This window comes from Streptomyces marokkonensis (assembly GCF_008312835.1).
In the GTDB taxonomy this organism is placed as follows: domain Bacteria; phylum Actinomycetota; class Actinomycetes; order Streptomycetales; family Streptomycetaceae; genus Streptomyces; species Streptomyces marokkonensis_A.
Window position 1 is genome coordinate 83,563 of the sequence record NZ_VSKS01000017.1, and the last position, 17,624, is coordinate 101,186.

Consider the following 17,624-nt stretch of genomic DNA (forward strand, 5'->3'; position numbering starts at 1 on the left):
GTGGCGGGCTCAGGCCGACACGGTCGGCAGAAGGGACACCGTTCGGGTTGAGGTGTAGAAGTCCATCGTGGCGCGCTCCTTCTCCCACACTTTGCGGGGGTCTTTCTCCCGTTCGAGGGGCAGAAGGAACTCGGCGCCGGTGGTCGGCGCGTTCACCCGCACCATTGCGGTGTTCAGGCGGTCGACCGCCGAAAGCGCCTTTTCCAGATCGCTCGTATGCAGGGAAGACACCACCGCGCAGCGGCCGCTGTTCGCGGCCCGGATCGCCCCGTCGAAGTCCACCACCTTTGACAGCACCGCGACAGGGCCGGAAATCCGCCGTCGGTTCAGATCGTGATCGTCGGGCACGTTCTCCAGCAGTACGGGATCGACGTACCAGCCCGCTACCTGCTCGCAGCGGCCCCGGGTGTCCCCCGCCAGCACGTGGGCTCCAGAAGCGAGAGCGCTGTCCCGGGCGTGGATGACACGGTCGCGAGCCGCCTTGGAAATGAGAGGGCCGCACACCGCTTCGGTCGTGTTCGGATCGCGGGCAGACAGGCTCTGGAAAGCCTGCCTCAACGCCTCGCGCAGCTTCGGCAGAACGCTGTCCACGGCGATCACCCTTTTGGTGGAGGTGCGCTTCTGGCCTGCGTGGCCGGCGATCGCAGCCGCGATGTCAGCAGCGGCGCGTGCCACGTTGGCGTCCGGTAGAACTACGGCCGCGTTGTGTCCGCTCACTTCCGTTTGTGCGGGCACACCGCGGGACGCTGCGGCACATACCACCGCGGTCCCCACTTCGGACGATCCGGTGAAGGAAACCACATCAGCCAGGCCGGCAAGAGTGGCCCCGACTTCGGGGCCTCCAGGGGCGATCTGCAGGACGTCCGGGGGGAGGACTCCCTTCAGGATCTCCACCAGGCGCAGGGCGCACGCGGTGGCCTCCGGCGCGGGTTTGACGACCACGGTGTTGCCGGCCGCCAGGGCAGGAGCCGCGTTCCAGGACGGCGCGGCCAGCGGAAAGTGCCACGAGGTGATCAGTCCGGCGACGCCATGCGGACGACGGCGAGTGAGCAGGAGTCCTGGTCCAGAGGTCGGCTCGTGAACGGCTCTCGGGGCGTCCTGGGGAAGCCGGGCGTAATAGCGCCAGATCGCCACCGCGCGTGTGACTTCCTCGCGGGCCTCGGTGAGCGGTTTGCCGACTTCTCGAACAAGGAGCCCAGCCAGCTCTTCGTGCGCGGCCTCCAGGGCGTCCCCTACGCGGTGAAGGGCGGCAGATCGTGCGGCTGCGCCGACGGCGAGCCATGCAGGCTGGGCACGGGCGGCCCGCTGCACGGCCCGCGTGACGGTCTCGGGGCTGCAGCCGTACAGCTCGATGAGCACGTCATTGGGGTCGGAGGGATTGTGGGAGATCACCACGCTGTCGGCCACCAGGCCGGGGAAGATGTTCACAGAGAGCCTTCCGGAATGAAGTCGTGGTAGGCAGGGACCTTCTGACGAGCGTGGAGGTCGTCTGGTCGGTGCCCTGTGTTCGCGTCGCGACCGGGGTAAGGCCGTCCGCCTGAGTCGGTTCTCGCGAGAGCCCGCACGTAGGCTTTCGCTCCGCACACGCCCGGTGGGGACGAAGCCACGTCGTCAAGATCAGCGGCGTCGACACGCCTCGTAAAGGTGGCGGCATCGCCGATGGGTTTCCGGGCACGATAGTAATATGTCACATGACTCATGTCTGGGTCGGCCGGGAACGACTGCGGCAGTCGTTGTGGCCGATGGCGGGATCACCGCCAGGTGATCTACGGGATCCTGCACCTGGTGCGCCCGGCGTGCAGCGGCGAGAAGACCGTCCATGAACGCCACCGTCTGCGGTCGGCCGACGGCACGTGGGAGCGTCTGCTGCAACAGGTCAAGGCCCCTGCCGACGCCGCGGGCGAGATCCACTGGGACATCTCGGTGGACTCCACCGTCGTGCGGGCTCATCAGCACACGGCCTGTGCCCGGACCGAACCGCCGCCGGCGCCCGCGTCAGGGGGCCGGAACGGCAGAACACCAGGGCGAAACACCGTGGCAGAGCCTGCCCGCCCGGCTGGTGGAGGTGGTGCGGGATGCGAGGGCCTGGGCCGCTCGCGGGGCGGACTCACCAGCAAACTCCACACGAGCACGGACGGCTCGAAAAGTCACGCCTCCATTACGAGCAACGACAGGACTCCCATCCCGTGACATCACCCGGTAAGGTCTGTGCAATGTCACACACCACAGTGACATTGGGCGGGCCGAGCCGCGCGCCGGCTGCCGACTCGGCGCTGAGCCACAGATCCGGTGACGCCCTCCCAGGCGCGCGGTTCACATGCCGGTAGGCGCGCACGTCCGCAACGCGAGGTTGCGCCACCACCACGAGCCTCGACACAGCTCCCCGCCCGTACAGAACTCACGACCATCTGTGCAATGTCACACACTTCAGAACGTCAGGGCGCTGTCGGTGAGCACCCTCGGCCACCCGATGGCCCGCCGGTCGGCGGACCACACGAGACGGAGCAAGGTATGACCATCATTCGTCGTGGAACCATGGCGGCGGCCGTCATGGCACTCGGGCTCACTCTCGCCGCGTGCGGCGGCAGTCTCACGCAGGACAGTTCCGGGAAGGACGACTCCGACACCATCAAGCTCGGCATGCTCACGCCGCTGACCGGCAGTTCGGCCGCCATCGGTCCCCACATGAAGGACGGTGCCCGGCTTGCCGTCGACGAGATCAATGCGAAGGGCGGGATCGACGGCCGCAAGCTCTCACTCACTGTCGAGGACGAGGCGTGCGATCCGAAGACGGCCGCCGCCGGTGCGGCCAAACTCGTCAGTGCCGGTGTCAGGATCTCAGTGGGCGGCTACTGCTCCTCGGCGACTCTCCCCACACTGAGCATCTTCGAGAAAGCCCACATCCCCATGATCATCCCGGCGGCCAACTCCGCCGACCTTCTGGCGGAGCAGCGGCGGAACGTGTTCCTGATCAACGGCACGGGCATTCAGCAGGCTCAGGCCGCGGCAACGTTCATCAAAGCGGGCAGCAGCAAGGGTGTCGCCCTGATAGACGACAACACCTCGTACTCGACGGACATCACCAAGCGTACCGGCGACGAACTAGGACTCCTCGGTGTCAAGGTAGCCGACCGTCAGTCGGTCACGGCCGGTGAGTCGGACTACTCCGGCGCCGTCAACGCCGTGCTGGGCTCCAAAGCCGACTTCGTCTACTGGACCGGGTACTACCAGGAAGGCGGGCTGCTCATCAAGCAGCTCAGGGCTGCCGGCTACAAGGGCAGGATCATGGTCGCGGACGGTTCAGTGGACGGCAAACTGATCGAGATCGCGGGCAAGAGCAACGCCCAGGGCGTGTTCGCGACGATGACCCAGACGCCGCAGACCATCCCCGGTGGTGAGGCGTGGGTCGCCAAGTACAAGAAGAAGTTCGGTTCCGAACCCGGCCCGTACTCCACTCAGGCATACGACGCGGTACGCGTCGCCGCGGAGGCGGTCAGAGCAGCCGGCTCCACCGACGGGCAGGACGTCATCGAGGCACTGGAGCAGATCGACGGCTTCGAGATCTTCTCCGGCCCGCTGAACTTCACCATCCAGCACACGCTGAGCGTGGGCGGTTTCGACATCCTCGTCGTCAAGGACGACGACTTCGTCCTCGAGAAGTGACACCGGCCGGGCCCGGGCGGCCGGCCCACGCAGGCCGGCCCTCCGTGCGTCACTGCTTCCCCTCACGCAACGGGAACTACCCATGAACCACTTGCAACTCGTGCTAAGCGGCCTGTTCGTCGGCTCGTTCTACGCCCTGGTCGCACTCGGCTACTCGATGGTCTACGGCATCATCAAACTGCTCAACTTCGCCCACGGCGATCTCTACATGCTCGGGGCCTTCGCCGGTTTCACCGTGCTCAGCGTCGGTGCCGGTGCACTCGGCGGCGGGTTCATCGCGCTCATCTTCATCATGATCGTCGCGATGATCGCGACCGGTGGCTTCGGAATGCTACTGGAGCGGGTGGCATACCGCCCGTTGCGCAGCGCACCCCGGCTGTCCGTCCTCATCACCGCTGTCGGAGCGAGCTTCGCGCTCGAGTACGGCATCGCAGTCGCCTTCGGCCCGACCCCAGAGGTGTACCCGATCGGCGTTCAGGACGGCACGCTGCATATCGCCAACGCACAGATCACCTACGCTCAGCTGGCGATGATGGCGATCGCGGTCGTGCTCATGGTGGCCCTCGACACCATCGTCCGCAAGACTCGATCGGGCCGGGCGATGCGGGCCATCTCCCAGGACCCGAAAGCGTGCCTGCTCATGGGAGTCAACGTCGACCGGGTCATCTCGCGGACGTTCTTCATCGGGTCCGCCCTGGCCGGTGCGGCAGGTGTCATGGCCGGCGCGTACTACGGGAAGATCGACTTCCTGATGGGCTTCATCATCGGGCTGAAGGCGTTCACCGCGGCAGTCATAGGCGGCATCGGCAACCTGCGCGGAGCCGTTCTCGGCGCGATCGTACTCGGTCTGCTGGAGTCCTTCGGGGGTGCCTACCTCGGCAGCGAGTGGCGCGACGTCTTCGCGTTCGGCTTCCTCATCCTCTTCCTGACCGTGCGGCCCACCGGACTGCTCGGCGAGCGAGTCACGGAGCGTGTGTGATGAACGACGAACCCACTCTGCGCGCCGGCGAGAAGCCCTCCGCCTACGTGAGCGCCGTGGAGGAACACACCCGCATGGCGCCCGCAGTCAAGGAGGCTGGCACCTCCGCGTCGAGCCGCACAGCTGTAGCGGAGTTGGTGTCGAAGGGCCTGGCCAGCAGATGGCTCGGCACCGGCGCGGCGGTTGCCGCGCTGGCACTGCCTCTGGTCAGTTCCAGCACCTACGTCATCCAGATCGCCGTGGACGCGCTCATCTTCGTGATGCTCGCGGTCGGACTGAACATCGTGGTCGGTTACTGCGGTCTGCTCGACCTCGGGTACGCCGCGTTCTTCGCGATCGGGGCGTACACCTCGGGACTGCTGTCGACCAGGTTCGAGTGGCCATTGATCGCGACCCTCCCCGTGGTGGTGATCGCCGCGATCGTCGGTGGACTCCTCATCGGCGGACCGACTCTGCGACTGCGCAGCGACTACCTGGCCATCGTCACTCTCGGCTTCGGTGAAATCATCCGCATCACGGCGAACAACCTCGACTTCACCGGCGGGCCGAACGGCCTGTACGGCATCCCCGACTTCGGTGACTTCGGGCTGCGCGCCGACATCGCGCTGTACTGGATCACTGCGGTCGTCGTCATCGCCGCCGTGCTGTTCTCAAGCCGGCTCGGGCGCGGCCGGATCGGCCGTGCGTGGCGGTTCGTACGTGAGGACGAGGACGCCGCCGAGGCGATGGGTATCCACACATACAGAGTCAAGTTCGCGGCCTACATCGCCGGAGCGGTCTTCGGCGGCATTGCGGGCGTGCTGTTCGCCGCACATCAGACGGCGATCTCCCCGCCGAGCTTCAACTTCCTGTGGTCCGCGCTCATTTTGATGGCCGTCGTCCTCGGCGGCATGGCGTCGACACCGGGTGTCGTCGTGGGAGCTCTGGTGATCTCTCTGTTGCCCGAGTTGCTACGCGGCGCGGAGAACTGGCGGTATCTGATCTTCGGTCTGCTGCTGATTGTCGTCATGGTCTTCCGTCCGCAGGGATTGCTGCCGGCCCGTACGGGCGAACCAGGGCGGCGCGGGCACCGAGCACAGGAGGGTGCGTCGTGAGCAAGCTGCTCCTTGACGTGAGGGGCATGGCGGTCTCGTTCGGCGGAGTGCGTGCCGTCGACGGTCTGACGTTCTCCGTCCACGAGGGCGAGGTGCTCTCTGTCATCGGCCCGAACGGCGCCGGCAAGACGAGCGCGTTCAACTGCATCACCGGCTTCTACAAGCCGTCCGCGGGCTCGGTGTCGTTCGACGGCACCGACATCACCGGGAAACGTCCGGCCGTGATCGCCGCGAGCGGAATCGCGCGTACGTTCCAGAATCTCCGGCTCTTCGGTGACCTGACGGTGCTGGACAACGTGAGGGCGGGCATGCACGTCCGCATCAGGCAGAACTTCCTCGACGCGATGCTGCACACGCCGCGCTACTGGCGTGGCGAGGACACTGCGGCAGTCGAAGCCCACGAATGGCTCGACTTCGTGGGCATGGAGTATGACCGGACGGCCCAGATCCGCAACCTCCCGTATGGCGAGCAGCGGCGCGTGGAGATCGCGCGGGCACTGGCCCGCCGGCCGAGGATGCTGCTGCTCGACGAGCCGGCGGCCGGGCTGAACCACGGAGAAAAGGAACGGCTGCTCGGCCTCATGCGGCGCATCGCCGCACTCGGAATCGCGGTCGTTCTGATCGAACACGATATGGGGCTCGTCATGGAGGTCTCCGAAAGGATTGTCGTAATGAGCTACGGCAAGGAGATCGCGGAAGGCACACCGGCGGCCATTCGATCGAACCCTGCGGTCATAGAGGCATACCTCGGAGGAGAGGACGAAGAGACGCACGCGGAGGCCGAACGCATCGCGGCCGAGAAGGGGTCGCGCGGCACGGCGGAGGTGGAGTGGTGAAAACCGTCCTCGACATCAAGGGCCTGGAAGTCACCTACGGCAAGGTCGAGGCCCTCAGGGGCCTCGAACTCACCGTCGGTGACAAGGAGATCGTCGCACTGCTGGGCAACAACGGCGCGGGCAAGTCCACGACGGTTTCGACGATCTCCGGTCTCGTGCGGTCCCGGGCCGGGACGGTCACGGCGTACGGAGAGGACATCACGGTGGCGACACCCTGGTCGATCGTCGAACGCGGGATCGTGCACGTACCCGAGGGCCGGCGTATCTTCTCGAGGCTGACCGTGCACGAGAACCTCCAGATCGGTGGCTACACCGTGCGCGAGGGTACGTCGGTCGACAAACGGATCACACGTGTCTACGAGCACTTCCCGCGCCTGGCGGAGCGCCGTCACCAGCAGGGTGGCACCCTGTCCGGCGGCGAGCAGCAGATGCTCGCCATCGGCCGTGCGATGGTCGCCGGGCCTCGCTTGATCATGCTGGACGAACCGTCCATGGGTTTGGCCCCGCTGGTCGTGGCCCAGGTCATGGACGCCATCGTTTCGATCAACCAGTCAGGCACGGCGGTACTCCTCATCGAGCAGAACGCGCGAGCCGCACTGAAGGTCGCCCACCGAGGCTACGTCATCGACTCCGGCCGCGTGACGCTGACCGGACCGGCCACCGAACTGCGCACCGACCCACAGGTCGTCGAGGCATACCTGGGAGCGTGAGGGATGACGAAAACGGAAACGGTCGAGACGATCGACTGGCACACAGGGGGCGAGCCGTTCCGGATCGTGCCGGACAGTCCGGCTGCGGTGACCGGTGCGGGGCTCACCGTGGCCGAGCGCCGGATCGTTGCGATGGAGAGCGACGAAGCGCAGTGGGTCCGGGCACTGCTGTGCAGTGAGCCCCGCGGTCACGCGGACATGTACGGCTGCTTCCTCGTCCCGCCGGACGACGCAGGCGCACATCTGGGAGTCCTGTTCTGGCACAAGGACGGGTTCTCCACGGCCTGTGGACACGGCACGATCGCTCTCGGGGCCTGGATGGTGGCATCCGGTCGTGTTCCGGCCCCAGCCGACGGGGTGACCGACGTCGTGATCGACGTACCCTCGGGGCGCGTCACGGCGAGCGTCCGCACCAGAGCGGGCCTGGTCGAGGAGGTCACGTTCACGAACGTGCCCAGTTACGTACACGGTCGGAACGTCCCAGTAGCGACCTCGCGCGGTACGGTCACCGTCGACATCGCCTTCGGCGGTGCGATGTATGCCGTGCTCCCGGTGGCAGCGGTGGGTCTGCGTGTACGGCCCGAGGACGTCGCATCGCTCACCGCGGTGGGGCGGGAGATCCGTCACGCGCTCAACGCCGCCGACGCGGTCGAGCACCCCGGCGATGCCCGACTTTCCGGCCTCTACGGGACGATCTTCACCGAGGAGGTGTGCCCTCCCCTGCTCCTGGCCGAAGGTGGCCGGCGGCTGCATCATCGCAACCTCACGGTGTTCTCCGACGGTGAGGTCGACAGGTCCCCGTGCGGCTCGGGCACGTCGGCCAGGGTCGCACTGCTCGCCGATGCGGGGGAGCTGTGTCTGGGCGACGAGCTGCGGCACGAGTCCGTGGTGGGCTCGATGTTCAGTGCCCGAATCGCGGAGCGGACCCTGGTCCACGGGATCCAGGCAGTCGTCCCCGCTGTGACGGGTACCGCCCACGCGACCGGGACCTGCCGGTTCACCGTCGATCGGCGTGATGCACTCGTTCCCGGGTTCGTGCTGCGATGAGCGTGATGCTCGACGCCGAGGACGTCTTCGCACTCGGTCCCGTCGCCGCCGTCGCCGCGATCCGCGATGCTCTGACGGCAGGGCTTGATCCGGAAGGTGATGTGCCGCGCGTCATCCTTCCCATGGCAGGCGGCCAAGGGCTTCTCATGCCGTCGGAGACGGACGGCTGGTTCGGTGTGAAAGTCGCGACCGTCGCTCCCGGCAACACCGCGCGTGGCCTGAGGCGGATCAACGCGACCTATCTCCTGCACGACAGCGAGACGCTCACCCCCGTCGCGATCATCGACGGGGTCGCACTGACGACTCTGCGCACGCCCGCGGTCGTAGTTGCCGCCTGTCTCAACCGGCTTCGGGCTCTCGCGGCCTCCTCCTCTGACGGGTTGAGGCTCGTGGTCTTCGGTGCGGGACCGCAGGGCGAAGGGCATGTCCGCACCATCCGGGCGCATGTGCCGGTAGCCGACGTCACGGTCGTCACACGTCACGGGGGTACAAGCCCGTCATGGGCGGACCGCCACCTGACCGCGGACGACGCGGCGGTCGCCGGGCGGGTCCGTAGCGCAGACGTCGTCGTCGCGGCGACATCGGCCCGTGAACCGGTCGTCGACGGCCGCCTCGTCCGCGACTCGGCGGTCGTGCTGGCCGTCGGTTCGCACGAGCCAACGGCGCGTGAGCTCGACGGAGTGCTCATGCGACGGGCCACGGTCGTCGTCGAAGGCCTCGGCGTCGCGTTCGCCGAGGCCGGTGACGTCGTCCTCGCGGTGCGGGAAGGCCTCCTCGAACCGGGAGCGCTGGTCACCATGGCCGACCTGCTCGGCTCGGGAGTGGCGGTCCGTGCCGACCGTCCAATGGTCGTGAAGACGAGCGGGATGGCATGGCAGGACCTGGTGGTGGCGATCGCGGTGTATCGGCAGGGGGGCAGAAGGGTGCGAGTCCCGTTACCGGTGATATCCGCCGCCCCGGACCGTAGTGGGGACACGTCGTGTGGCCCGGGTTCTGCTCGCAGTGCCGATCCCGGGCCTCAGGCTTGCAGCCGTCCGGCCTGGCCCAGATCAACGGAGCCCGTCTCGTGATGGTGCCCCGCAAACCGGCCGGCTCGGCGCGGGCCTGGCGGGGCGACAGCTCACTGGCTCGACCCCGAAGTCCTGAAGAGGCAGGCGTGCCGGGCGGGCCTCGAAGAGCACGAACCGAACCGGACGGTGTCGGCCTGTCGCTGAGCGGGGGAAGCAGTCTGCGCTCGGGAGCGCTGGTGCTGTGACCGCATGGGTTCGCCCGGTTGCTGTTGTTGTGAAGTGCTCGGTGAGGTGGATGTGCCGGTGTGCCTCAGCGGTAGTCGGCCAGGCCGTCCACGAGTTCTTCGTCGCCGTCGCGGATCGCGTAGAGGGCTTGCTGCAGGGCCGACGTGCCGCGTCTCGCGGCGATGCGGGTGAGGAGTCCGCGGTTTGACCAGTTGCCCAGGGCAAGCACCCGCTCCAGGAGCTCAGGACCGCAGCCGGCGCCGATAGCTGCGAGGTCCTCGGCCGGGTCGCCGAGTGTGACATCGTCCCAGTCGAGTACGCCGGAGAGGTGCGGCAGGCCGTGCGTCCACTCCCACAGGACGTTCTCGGCACCGAGGTCGCCATGCACCACGGCCTGGTGGGGCGGGGAAGGCTGTCGAGTGCTGTGAGTTGCCGCTCTGCCCGCAGGCGTCCACTGTCGGACGTGAGCGGGAACAGTTCCGCGCGCAGGTCCCCCGCGAACCGCCGTCACCGGTCTTCTACCGCCTGAGGCAGAACTGCTCGTACCCTCTCGTCGGTGCCGGCAAGGGCCGGACCGGACAGCACCATGGCGCACTGCGCCGCCACGGTGCCGACTACTTGGGCATCATGGAGAGCGTCGGTCTCAAGCTGTTCCCCGGGGTACGGGTGAGTACCAGGAACCCTTCGTTCGTTCCGGCGGCATGCGCCGCCGTACTCGCGGCATTTCTTCGGCGGGCACGTGAGGGGACCTGATGTCGCCGGATGAAGCCTCTCTGGCCCGAGGCGAAGGGGAGCCGCCTCGGGCCATGGTGGACTGGTCGGTCTCGGGGTGGGTGTCTGTCAGTAGCTGGTGCCGACCGTGACGCCGCTGAAGCCGTTCACCGCGTACAGGCTGATGTAGTTGGCACCCGCCCGCGGGTTGTTGACGGTCAAGGTGTGGTTGTTGCCGGTGCCCGTGGCACGCTGCGTGTAGCTGGTGGTGCTGGGCCAGCCACTGTCGCTGTAGTACAGGTCCGCGTTACCCGTACCGCCGGAGGTGGTGATCTTCAGCTGGGTGGTGCCCGCCGGGACGTAGAGGTAGAGGTAGGCGTAGTTTCCGGTGGTGGCGGACCGGTTGCTCCGCTGGCAGTTCTGGCCCAGCTCCCGGCTGTCGGTGCCGGTGCATTCGGTGCCGGTGCCTCCGCCGCTGCTGCTGACGGTGACCGTCCTCGTCGCCGTGGCGGTGGCGCCCTTGTCGTCGGTGACGGTCAGCTTCACCGTGTAGGTTCCGGCGGTGCTGTACGTCTTGGTGGGGTTGGCGGCGGTGGAGGTGGTGCCGTCACCGAAGGTCCAGGACCGTGAGGCGATGGTGCCGTCGGAGTCCGAGGACTGGTCGGTGAAGCTGACCTTGAGATCCTGCACGGCGGTGGTGAACGCGGCGGTGGGAGCCTGGTTGCCGGGCGGGTTGGTGCCCCCTCCGCAGTCGCCGGCCGCGCAGCCCGCCAGCCAGGTGTACCAGTCGTTGTCGTAGCGGGTGCCGATGGTGCTGGTCAGGTACGTGCGGGCGGCGCTCCAGTTGCCTGCCCGGTAGTAGCCGAGCACCGTGTCCATGTCGGCGCGGTGGTTTTCGAGCATGTACCGCGTGGCGAGGTAGCCCCAGCGGTAGATGCGGGTGGTGTCATTGCTGTACGTGGTGTCGAACAGCGTGCTCAGGGCATAGGTACGGCGGCCGGCCTCGGTCATCGCCTCCGTGTAGGGGACGCCGCGGTAGGAGTAGGAGACGTACTCGGCGAAACCCTCGATCCACCAGATCGTCGGCGTGGTGATGTTGGCGTTGAAGTCGCCGTACATGTCGAAGCGGCCGTCGAGGTAGTGGGTGTACTCGTGGTTGAGGTTCCATATCTGGAAGGACGGTCGCAGCCACTCGGCCTCGTAGGCGATGAAGCGCGGCTGGTTGCCGGCGGCCGAGGGGTCTCCCTCGAGGTACATGCCGCCGTTGTTGGTGTCGATCCCGTACATGGCACCGGCGTAGGTCTGGTAGTCGGTGCTGGAATCGAAGACCACGACCTCGATGCGGTCGTTGTTGTCGCCCGCCACGGGTCCGCTGTCACGGGCGATGTTGTGGAAGTAGGCATCCTGGCTGCGCAGGCTGTTGCAGCTGGAGGACAGTTCGCCCGAGGTCATCTGCTGGGCCTTGATGGTGATGCTGGAACTGCAGGTGTAGGTCACCGGCAGTACGGAGTTCGCCAGCTGCGACTGGAGGTCGCAGGTGCCGTAGTAGGAGCAGTTCGACTTGTCGTAGTAGTCGGTCATCTCCGCCACGCCGACCCAGAGCGGGGCGGTGGTGCCGGTGATCGAGCTCGAGTTCAGCAGGCCGGCTGCCAGCGGACGGACCTTGCTCCGCAGGGTGGAGTGCTGGAGGAATCTGCCCAGTTCACGTCCGGCGTTGGACGTGAGGTACGACTGGTCCGTGCCCAGCAGCGAGACGTGACCGGCCGCGAAGTTGTACAAGGAGTCGATCAGGCTGGGATCCGACTGGACGGCTGTCACGAACGCGGGTACCTGGTGACCGCGGAAGGTCACCATGTAGACGTTGTTGGCCGCGTTGAGCATCCACCAGGAAGAGTTCCAGGAGGAGTCGTAGTCCGCCAGCAGCCGCTTGAGGACATGGATGTAGCGGGCGTTCTCCTCCGCGCTGTCGATGAGGGTGACGGCCTCGGCAAGAGTCTCACCGTTGGCGTTGTTGACGTCGCGGGAGCGCGGACTGGCGAAGAAGGCGTCGAGCCCCGCGCGGATGGCGGTCTGCAGGCTGCTGCCGTAGGTGCCCACCGTACTGGCGTTGTAGTAGTGGACGTAGTAGCCGGCGCGCAGGTACAGCACGAGCTGTGGCATGCCGGTGCTGGAGTCGCCGGGGTAGGAGGCCGAACCGTCGCGCAGGGCGTAGGCGACAGTGGCCATCTGCGCCTCGCGGAAGGCGTAGTAGGCGTCGCTTCCAGTCAGGTTGAACAGGGTGTTGACGCAGTCGGTCGTGGACCCCTTGATCTGCTGCACCAGCGCGCTGCCGGTGCGGGAGGTGAAGTCGGAGGTGTTGCACGCGGCGGCTGCGGTAGCGGTCTTCTTCCCGTCGCTGCCCTTGGCCGGCGTGTCGATCGACTTGGAAGGAACCGGCGGTGTCCCGTGATCTCCGTAGGACTCCTTGAGGGCGTCCTTGCTCGCTGCCAGCGGCGGCAGCGCGGACACTTTCAGACGTCCCTTGGCGACGTGCTCCGTCTCAGCGGTGGGGGACTGAGCCACGGGTGGTGTGCTGTGTCCGTCGTCCACTGTGGCAACCTGCGTGACGGCCGCCGAGGATCCGGTTTGGGCGTTGGCCGACGGCGCCAGCAGACTGACGCCCATAGCGACGGTCACAGCCAGCGGAATGGCCGAGCCCAGACTTCGTCGGACAAGTGACTTTCTCACTGCGCCTCCTGTGAGGCTTGGGGCCACGCGAGCGGCCTATGGGGATGAATGGATCGCGGGTGGGAGGGCCGCGCTCTCGATCAGAGGAGGAGCGACCGATGTCATGATTGACATGACCACGATCCGTGACATGTACCATTGCACAGGTGACATGTCCAACGGAAGACCTGTGTGTGAATCCGCGGTTGCCAATGGGTTTCCCAATGCCCGCAGTTGGGCGCGAAGCGAGGTAATACCCGGCTAGCGGGTGAGCCCGCCGCCTCATGCCGCCGCGAGGAAGGGTCGCGTTCCGTTGTGAGCGTTCAAGCGGGTCGGCAGCTGAATCCGCGCGCTGGAGTATCGAGCGCGCGGATTGCTTCATCGGAGACGACGGCGCGGGCACGGGGCGCCGGCCCTGGCTGACGACGCTGCGCTCGGCCAGGGCCGGCAGTCGAAGACAGAACCAGCCTTGACGTCGCGAAACGCGAGGACATGACGCTGCTCAAGCGCCGTGGCAACCTGTCACGCCAGGAGGGAAAGGTATCCAGTTACTCGACGGCTGTGGCCGCGACAACGCGTCCTGCGGTGGAATTCCTGATCAAAGTCCAGATTCCAGTGGACCGTATCGCAGAGCCGCCTGAAGCTACATCACTGGCCAATGTGACATGAATCCTCAGCGCTCTTTCCACTCGCCATAACATGGCTGGGTTGCTCGGGTGTCCTTCTTGGCCCTCCCGCGGTCCTGCGAGGCAGCGCGCCTCGCCCGTTCAACGCAAGGACGCGATCCAGTTCTCCACATCTTCGGCGGTGCGAGGCAGCTCCGACGACAGACACTGGGACCCGTCCGGCGTGATGACGAAATCGTCCTCGATCCTTATGCCGATACCGCGCAGTTCCGCCGGCACCGTCAGATCGTCGGGCTGAAAGTAGAGTCCGGGCTCGACGGTGAGCACGTGACCGATCTCGAGTTCACCATCCAGGTAGGTCTCCCGGCGGGCACTGGCACAGTCATGGCAGTCAAGACCGAGCATGTGGCCCGAGCCGCAGAGGGTGTACCGGCGGTACATGTCGGACTCGGGCGTCGAAGCCGTACTGCCGTGCGGCCGCAGACCCCACGCGTCGAGCCCTTCCGCGATGACGCCCATCGCGGCATCGTGGAAGTCGCCGTACCGGGCACCGGGCCTCAGCGCAGCGACTCCCGCCGACTGAGCAGCCGACACCAGGTCGTAGACGCGGCGCTGGACGTCGGTGAAGCGCCCGCTGACCGGCAACGTCCGGGTGACGTCCGCGGTGTAGAAGGAATCGGCCTCGACACCCGCGTCCAGCAGGAGCAAATCTCCCTCCCGCACCGGACCGTTGTTGCGTGTCCAGTGCAGGACGCAGGCATGTGTCCCGGCTGCCGCGATGGTCTCGAAGCCGAGCCCGTAACCCCCTAGCCTGGCACGCCGGTTGAAGGTGCCCTCGATCCAGCGTTCCCCTCGTGCAAGGCGCGTTGCCTGACGCAGTTCTCCGACGACGTCACAGAAGCCGGCGACCGTCCAGTCCACGGCAGAGCGCAGCTGAGCGACCTCCCACTCGTCCTTGACCAGCCGCAACTCTGACAGGAAGGAGTGCAGTTCGGCGTCGGAGCAGGAGGCCGACGGCACCATCGCGTCGACGTGCGCGTCCACACCGCGCAGGACGCGGGTCGGAACGTTTCGGCTCAGGGCCTGCTGGAGGTCCTCGCGCACGGCAGCCTCGATACCGAGTGCTGCGGAAGTCTCCGACAGTGTCCGACGCCGACCGGTCCAGAACTCGCCGTACCGTCGGTCGCTGTAGAACTCCGAGCCGCGCGGTCCACCGTCACGCGGTGATCGCGGCCGGGTGAACAGGGTGATCGTGTGACCGGTTCCCGTGGGTTCGAAGACGAGGACGCTGTCGGGGACCGCCTGCGTCCCGAGTTCGGCGGTGAGATGGACGAACGCGGAGTGCGGTCGGAACGCGTAGTCGAAGTCGTTGCTTCTGACCTTCAAGCCGCCTGACGGGATGACGATGCGTTCACCGGGGAAACGCTCGGACACGGTCGAGCGCCGCTTGGACGCATAGGCAGCGCCTGTCAGAAGTGGCAGCTTGCGGCTCGTGTCCGCCCATCCGCCCTGGAAGGGGCCACTCTCCACAGCTGACACCTCGTGATCGCCCCTGCCTCTGCTACGCAAGCTGTTGTGTTCCTTCATTCGGGATCCCCCCTGTCGTGGTTCACTGCACAGTGACGTGCGCCGTGCGGGTGGACGAGGCAAACGACATCAGGGGCGCAGTCGGGCCATCCAGGCTTCGACCTCGTTCGCCTCACGCGGCAGGCCGGCCGAGAGATTCTCGTTGCCTTCCTCCGTCACCAGGATGTCGTCCTCGATCCGTACACCGATACCGCGGTACTCCTCGGGTACGGTCAGGTCGTCGGTCTGGAAGTAGATGCCCGGCTCGACGGTAAGCACCATCCCCGGTTCCAGCGTGCCGTCCACGTACATCTCGGTCCGGGCCTTGGCGCAGTCGTGAACGTCCAGGCCGAGCATGTGACCGGTGCCGGCCAGGGTCCAGCGTCGTTGCAGCCCGAGTTCGTACGCTTCTTCCGCTGACCGGTCCCTGAACAGACCCCATGCGGCCAGGTGCTCGGTCAGTACCCGTTGCGCGGCGTCGTGGAAGTCCCGGTAGGCGGCACCTGGCTTGACCGCGGCGATGCCGGCCTCCTGCGCAGCGTAGACCGCTTCGTACACCTTGCGCTGGATGGGCGTGAAGCGACCGTCGACGGGCAGAGTGCGAGTGACGTCGGCGGTGTAGAGGTTACGCGTCTCGACCCCGGCGTCGAGGAGTAGGAGGTCACCGGGGCGGGCCTCGCCGTCGTTGCGGACCCAGTGCAGGGTCGTGGCGTGGGATCCCGCCGCGCAGATCGACGCGTAACCGACGTCGTTACCCTCGATCCGCGCGCGCGTCCAGAAGGTGCCTTCGATGAGACGCTCGGAAGTCGGGGCGGAGGCCCCCAGGACACGGACGACATCCTCGAAGCCGAGGGCGGTGGCTTCACAGGCGAAGCGGAGATCGGCTATCTCGAACTCGTCCTTCACCAGGCGCATCTCGGAAAGAACCACGCGGAACTCGTCGTCTTGCCCAACCCTCGCCTTGTCGGCGAGAGAGGCGTCGATGCCCGCGTCGTAACCCCGCAGCAGGCGGATCGGACCGGTGACCGAGCCGAGCCGGTCGGCGAGTGTGCGGACATCGGCGCAAGGCAGGCCGAGCAGCCTCCCGTTCTCGGTGAGGCTGTTGCGGCGGCCGTCCCAGAGCTCGCCGTGGTAGTCGAGCCAGAACTCGCCGCTCTCACGGTCGGAGCGCGGGAGCATGAACGCAGTCGCCCGGTGCCCACCGGACTGGACGGGTTCCAGGACCAGCACGGCATTCTGGGACTGGTCGCCGGTCAGATAGACGTAATCAGAGGAGGGCCTGAAGGAATACGCCGTGTCGTTGGCACGAACCTTCGGATTGCCGGCTGGGATGACCAGCACCTCGCCAGGAAAGCGGGCAGACAGCTCCGCCCTGCGCCGCGCCGTGTACGCCGACAGCGTGAGCGGTTGGAGATCGTGGCGCTCGGTGTCGGCCCAGCCCTGCTTCATGTTCTCGGCGAGTTCGATGCTCACCTGCCTGTACAAGCCGTTCTTCCTCTGCTTGCTCTCGTCCGTCTCCGCAGGCACCGTCGTCTCCTGGTTCAAATGGGTCATGGACATATCTCCTTGCGCAACGACCTCCGTCTCGAGCGGGGCCGGCACGCAGTCACCGCATCACATGGCCGGGAACAGGTCTGACACCAGCTCGCTCCCGGTTGGGGAGAGCGACTCGTGCACGGTGTGCACCGCGGCGCTCTTCTTCCGGAGCATGGCCCCGTACCGGTGCAACGGCCGGCCCGGGTGTGGTTGCCGTGGGAACGACCGCCCAGCAGCGCTTGCCGAAGGCTGTGCGCTCAGTGCCCTGGAACAGGCACAGGGCCTGAATGAGGGCGAGCCCCCGCCCGCCCTCATTGTCGATCTCGGTCAGACGGCGGCGCGGTACCGCCGAGCTGCTGTCGAGGACCGCGATGACGATGAGGCCGTGTCCCACGGTCACCTCGACGGTCATGGGGCCGCCCGCATGCAGAAGTCCATTGGTGAGCAGTTCCGAAGCCACCAGCTCCAGCCGGAAGTACAGTTCGCCGTCGGATGGCCCGCCTAACGACTTCACCGCTGCGGAGACACGGTGGCGGGCGCTGTGGACTGCGACCGCGGTTGCTTCAACGGCGAAGCTGACCTGGGTATGAGGCATGGTCCTTCTCCTCGAAGGTGAGGCGCTTCGGCGTTTACCGGATGCCAAGGCTGCTGCACGCACGAACACCTCTTGCGGCGTACGGCGAACCGCAGGGATACAGGAGGTGCGCGAAGCGGATCCGCTGCACCTCGGCGGGCCAGGATGCGGAGTCGAGATTTGCACGACCGATTCCGCCGGGACAACGGGCTGGGGCATAAGAGAACGCGCGGACCATGCATAACGTCCGGCGGTCCGGCCAGGGCGCCGGCCAGGCCGTATGCCTCTACTTCCGGTAAGTCACATCACCGGAGGCCACCCATGCGGTGCCCACGCGCATA

The 17,624-nt window shown here is 66.8% G+C and carries 13 protein-coding genes and 2 pseudogenes; 9 read left to right on the forward strand and 6 right to left on the reverse strand.

The annotated features are described in order from the left end of the window. Nucleotides 1-9 precede the first annotated feature (9 nt). A complete protein-coding gene (locus F1615_RS25955; protein ID WP_244328847.1) occupies nt 10-1,428 on the reverse strand; it encodes an aldehyde dehydrogenase family protein in 1,419 nt (472 codons plus the stop codon). A 303-nt stretch (nt 1,429-1,731) separates the two neighbouring features. Between F1615_RS25955 and F1615_RS37165 the strand changes: the two are divergent. The 8 genes and pseudogenes from F1615_RS37165 to F1615_RS25990 form a co-directional block, all read left to right on the forward strand. Then, a pseudogene (locus F1615_RS37165) lies at nt 1,732-2,145 on the forward strand (hypothetical protein); the annotation flags it as partial. A gap of 366 nt (nt 2,146-2,511) precedes the next feature. Next, the gene (locus F1615_RS25960; RefSeq protein WP_149551488.1) at nt 2,512-3,663 is read left to right on the forward strand and encodes a branched-chain amino acid ABC transporter substrate-binding protein; all 1,152 of its coding nucleotides are present in this window, start codon (nt 2,512-2,514) and stop codon (nt 3,661-3,663) included. A gap of 82 nt (nt 3,664-3,745) precedes the next feature. Then, nucleotides 3,746-4,642, forward strand: a complete 897-nt coding sequence (locus F1615_RS25965; protein WP_149551489.1) for a branched-chain amino acid ABC transporter permease — start codon at nt 3,746-3,748, stop codon at nt 4,640-4,642. Nucleotides 4,643-4,689: 47 nt separating this feature from the next. Further along, complete coding sequence (locus tag F1615_RS25970) at nt 4,690-5,736, forward strand: branched-chain amino acid ABC transporter permease (protein ID WP_244328848.1); 1,047 nt, start codon at nt 4,690-4,692, stop codon at nt 5,734-5,736. Continuing rightward, nucleotides 5,733-6,572, forward strand: coding sequence for an ABC transporter ATP-binding protein (locus tag F1615_RS25975; RefSeq protein WP_149551491.1), 840 nt, complete (start codon nt 5,733-5,735; stop codon nt 6,570-6,572). Before F1615_RS25970 ends, F1615_RS25975 begins: the two co-directional genes overlap by 4 nt. After that, entirely contained in the window at nt 6,566-7,282 is a 717-nt protein-coding gene (locus F1615_RS25980) for an ABC transporter ATP-binding protein (RefSeq protein ID WP_388240007.1), read from the forward strand. The genes F1615_RS25975 and F1615_RS25980 overlap by 7 nt, the downstream gene beginning before the upstream one ends. Nucleotides 7,283-7,285: 3 nt before the next feature. Further along, nucleotides 7,286-8,329: a proline racemase family protein gene (locus F1615_RS25985; protein WP_149551492.1), complete on the forward strand. Its 1,044-nt coding sequence runs from the start codon at nt 7,286-7,288 to the stop codon at nt 8,327-8,329. Next, on the forward strand, nt 8,326-9,399 hold the full coding sequence (locus F1615_RS25990) for an ornithine cyclodeaminase family protein (protein ID WP_149551493.1): 1,074 nt from the start codon (nt 8,326-8,328) through the stop codon (nt 9,397-9,399). The genes F1615_RS25985 and F1615_RS25990 overlap by 4 nt, the downstream gene beginning before the upstream one ends. Nucleotides 9,400-9,649: 250 nt before the next feature. Here F1615_RS25990 and F1615_RS25995 read toward each other — a convergent pair. Together F1615_RS25995 and F1615_RS26000 are read right to left on the reverse strand one after the other, a co-directional pair. Next, nucleotides 9,650-10,265: pseudogene (locus F1615_RS25995) on the reverse strand (phosphotransferase); the annotation flags it as partial. A 139-nt stretch (nt 10,266-10,404) separates the two neighbouring features. Next, on the reverse strand, nt 10,405-13,002 hold the full coding sequence (locus F1615_RS26000; RefSeq protein ID WP_149551494.1) for a collagenase: 2,598 nt from the start codon (nt 13,000-13,002) through the stop codon (nt 10,405-10,407). A gap of 471 nt (nt 13,003-13,473) precedes the next feature. Here F1615_RS26000 and F1615_RS35715 point away from each other — a divergent pair, with 471 nt between their 5' ends. Then, complete coding sequence (locus F1615_RS35715; protein WP_167533856.1) at nt 13,474-13,650, forward strand: hypothetical protein; 177 nt, start codon at nt 13,474-13,476, stop codon at nt 13,648-13,650. A gap of 98 nt (nt 13,651-13,748) precedes the next feature. Here the strand turns inward: F1615_RS35715 and F1615_RS26005 are convergent, their stop codons facing one another. The 3 genes from F1615_RS26005 to F1615_RS26015 form a co-directional block, all read right to left on the reverse strand. Next, nucleotides 13,749-15,194, reverse strand: a complete 1,446-nt coding sequence (locus F1615_RS26005) for an aminopeptidase P family protein (protein WP_149551495.1) — start codon at nt 15,192-15,194, stop codon at nt 13,749-13,751. A 69-nt stretch (nt 15,195-15,263) separates the two neighbouring features. Beyond that, on the reverse strand, nt 15,264-16,727 hold the full coding sequence (locus F1615_RS26010; RefSeq protein ID WP_149551496.1) for an aminopeptidase P family protein: 1,464 nt from the start codon (nt 16,725-16,727) through the stop codon (nt 15,264-15,266). A gap of 52 nt (nt 16,728-16,779) precedes the next feature. After that, the gene (locus tag F1615_RS26015; protein ID WP_244328852.1) at nt 16,780-17,304 is read right to left on the reverse strand and encodes an ATP-binding protein; all 525 of its coding nucleotides are present in this window, start codon (nt 17,302-17,304) and stop codon (nt 16,780-16,782) included. Nucleotides 17,305-17,624 lie beyond the last annotated feature (320 nt).

Bases quoted from the DNA above. Each gene is read 5' to 3' on its own strand.
- F1615_RS25965 (WP_149551489.1), top strand. From the start codon at position 3,746: ATGAACCACTTGCAACTCGTGCTAAGCGGCCTGTTCGTCGGCTCGTTC.
- F1615_RS25960 (WP_149551488.1), top strand. From the start codon at position 2,512: ATGACCATCATTCGTCGTGGAACCATGGCGGCGGCCGTCATGGCACTC.
- F1615_RS26010 (WP_149551496.1), bottom strand. From the start codon at position 16,727: ATGACCCATTTGAACCAGGAGACGACGGTGCCTGCGGAGACGGACGAG.
- F1615_RS26005 (WP_149551495.1), bottom strand. From the start codon at position 15,194: ATGAAGGAACACAACAGCTTGCGTAGCAGAGGCAGGGGCGATCACGAG.
- F1615_RS25985 (WP_149551492.1), top strand. From the start codon at position 7,286: ATGACGAAAACGGAAACGGTCGAGACGATCGACTGGCACACAGGGGGC.
- F1615_RS26015 (WP_244328852.1), bottom strand. From the start codon at position 17,304: ATGCCTCATACCCAGGTCAGCTTCGCCGTTGAAGCAACCGCGGTCGCA.
- F1615_RS25990 (WP_149551493.1), top strand. From the start codon at position 8,326: ATGAGCGTGATGCTCGACGCCGAGGACGTCTTCGCACTCGGTCCCGTC.
- F1615_RS35715 (WP_167533856.1), top strand. From the start codon at position 13,474: ATGACGCTGCTCAAGCGCCGTGGCAACCTGTCACGCCAGGAGGGAAAG.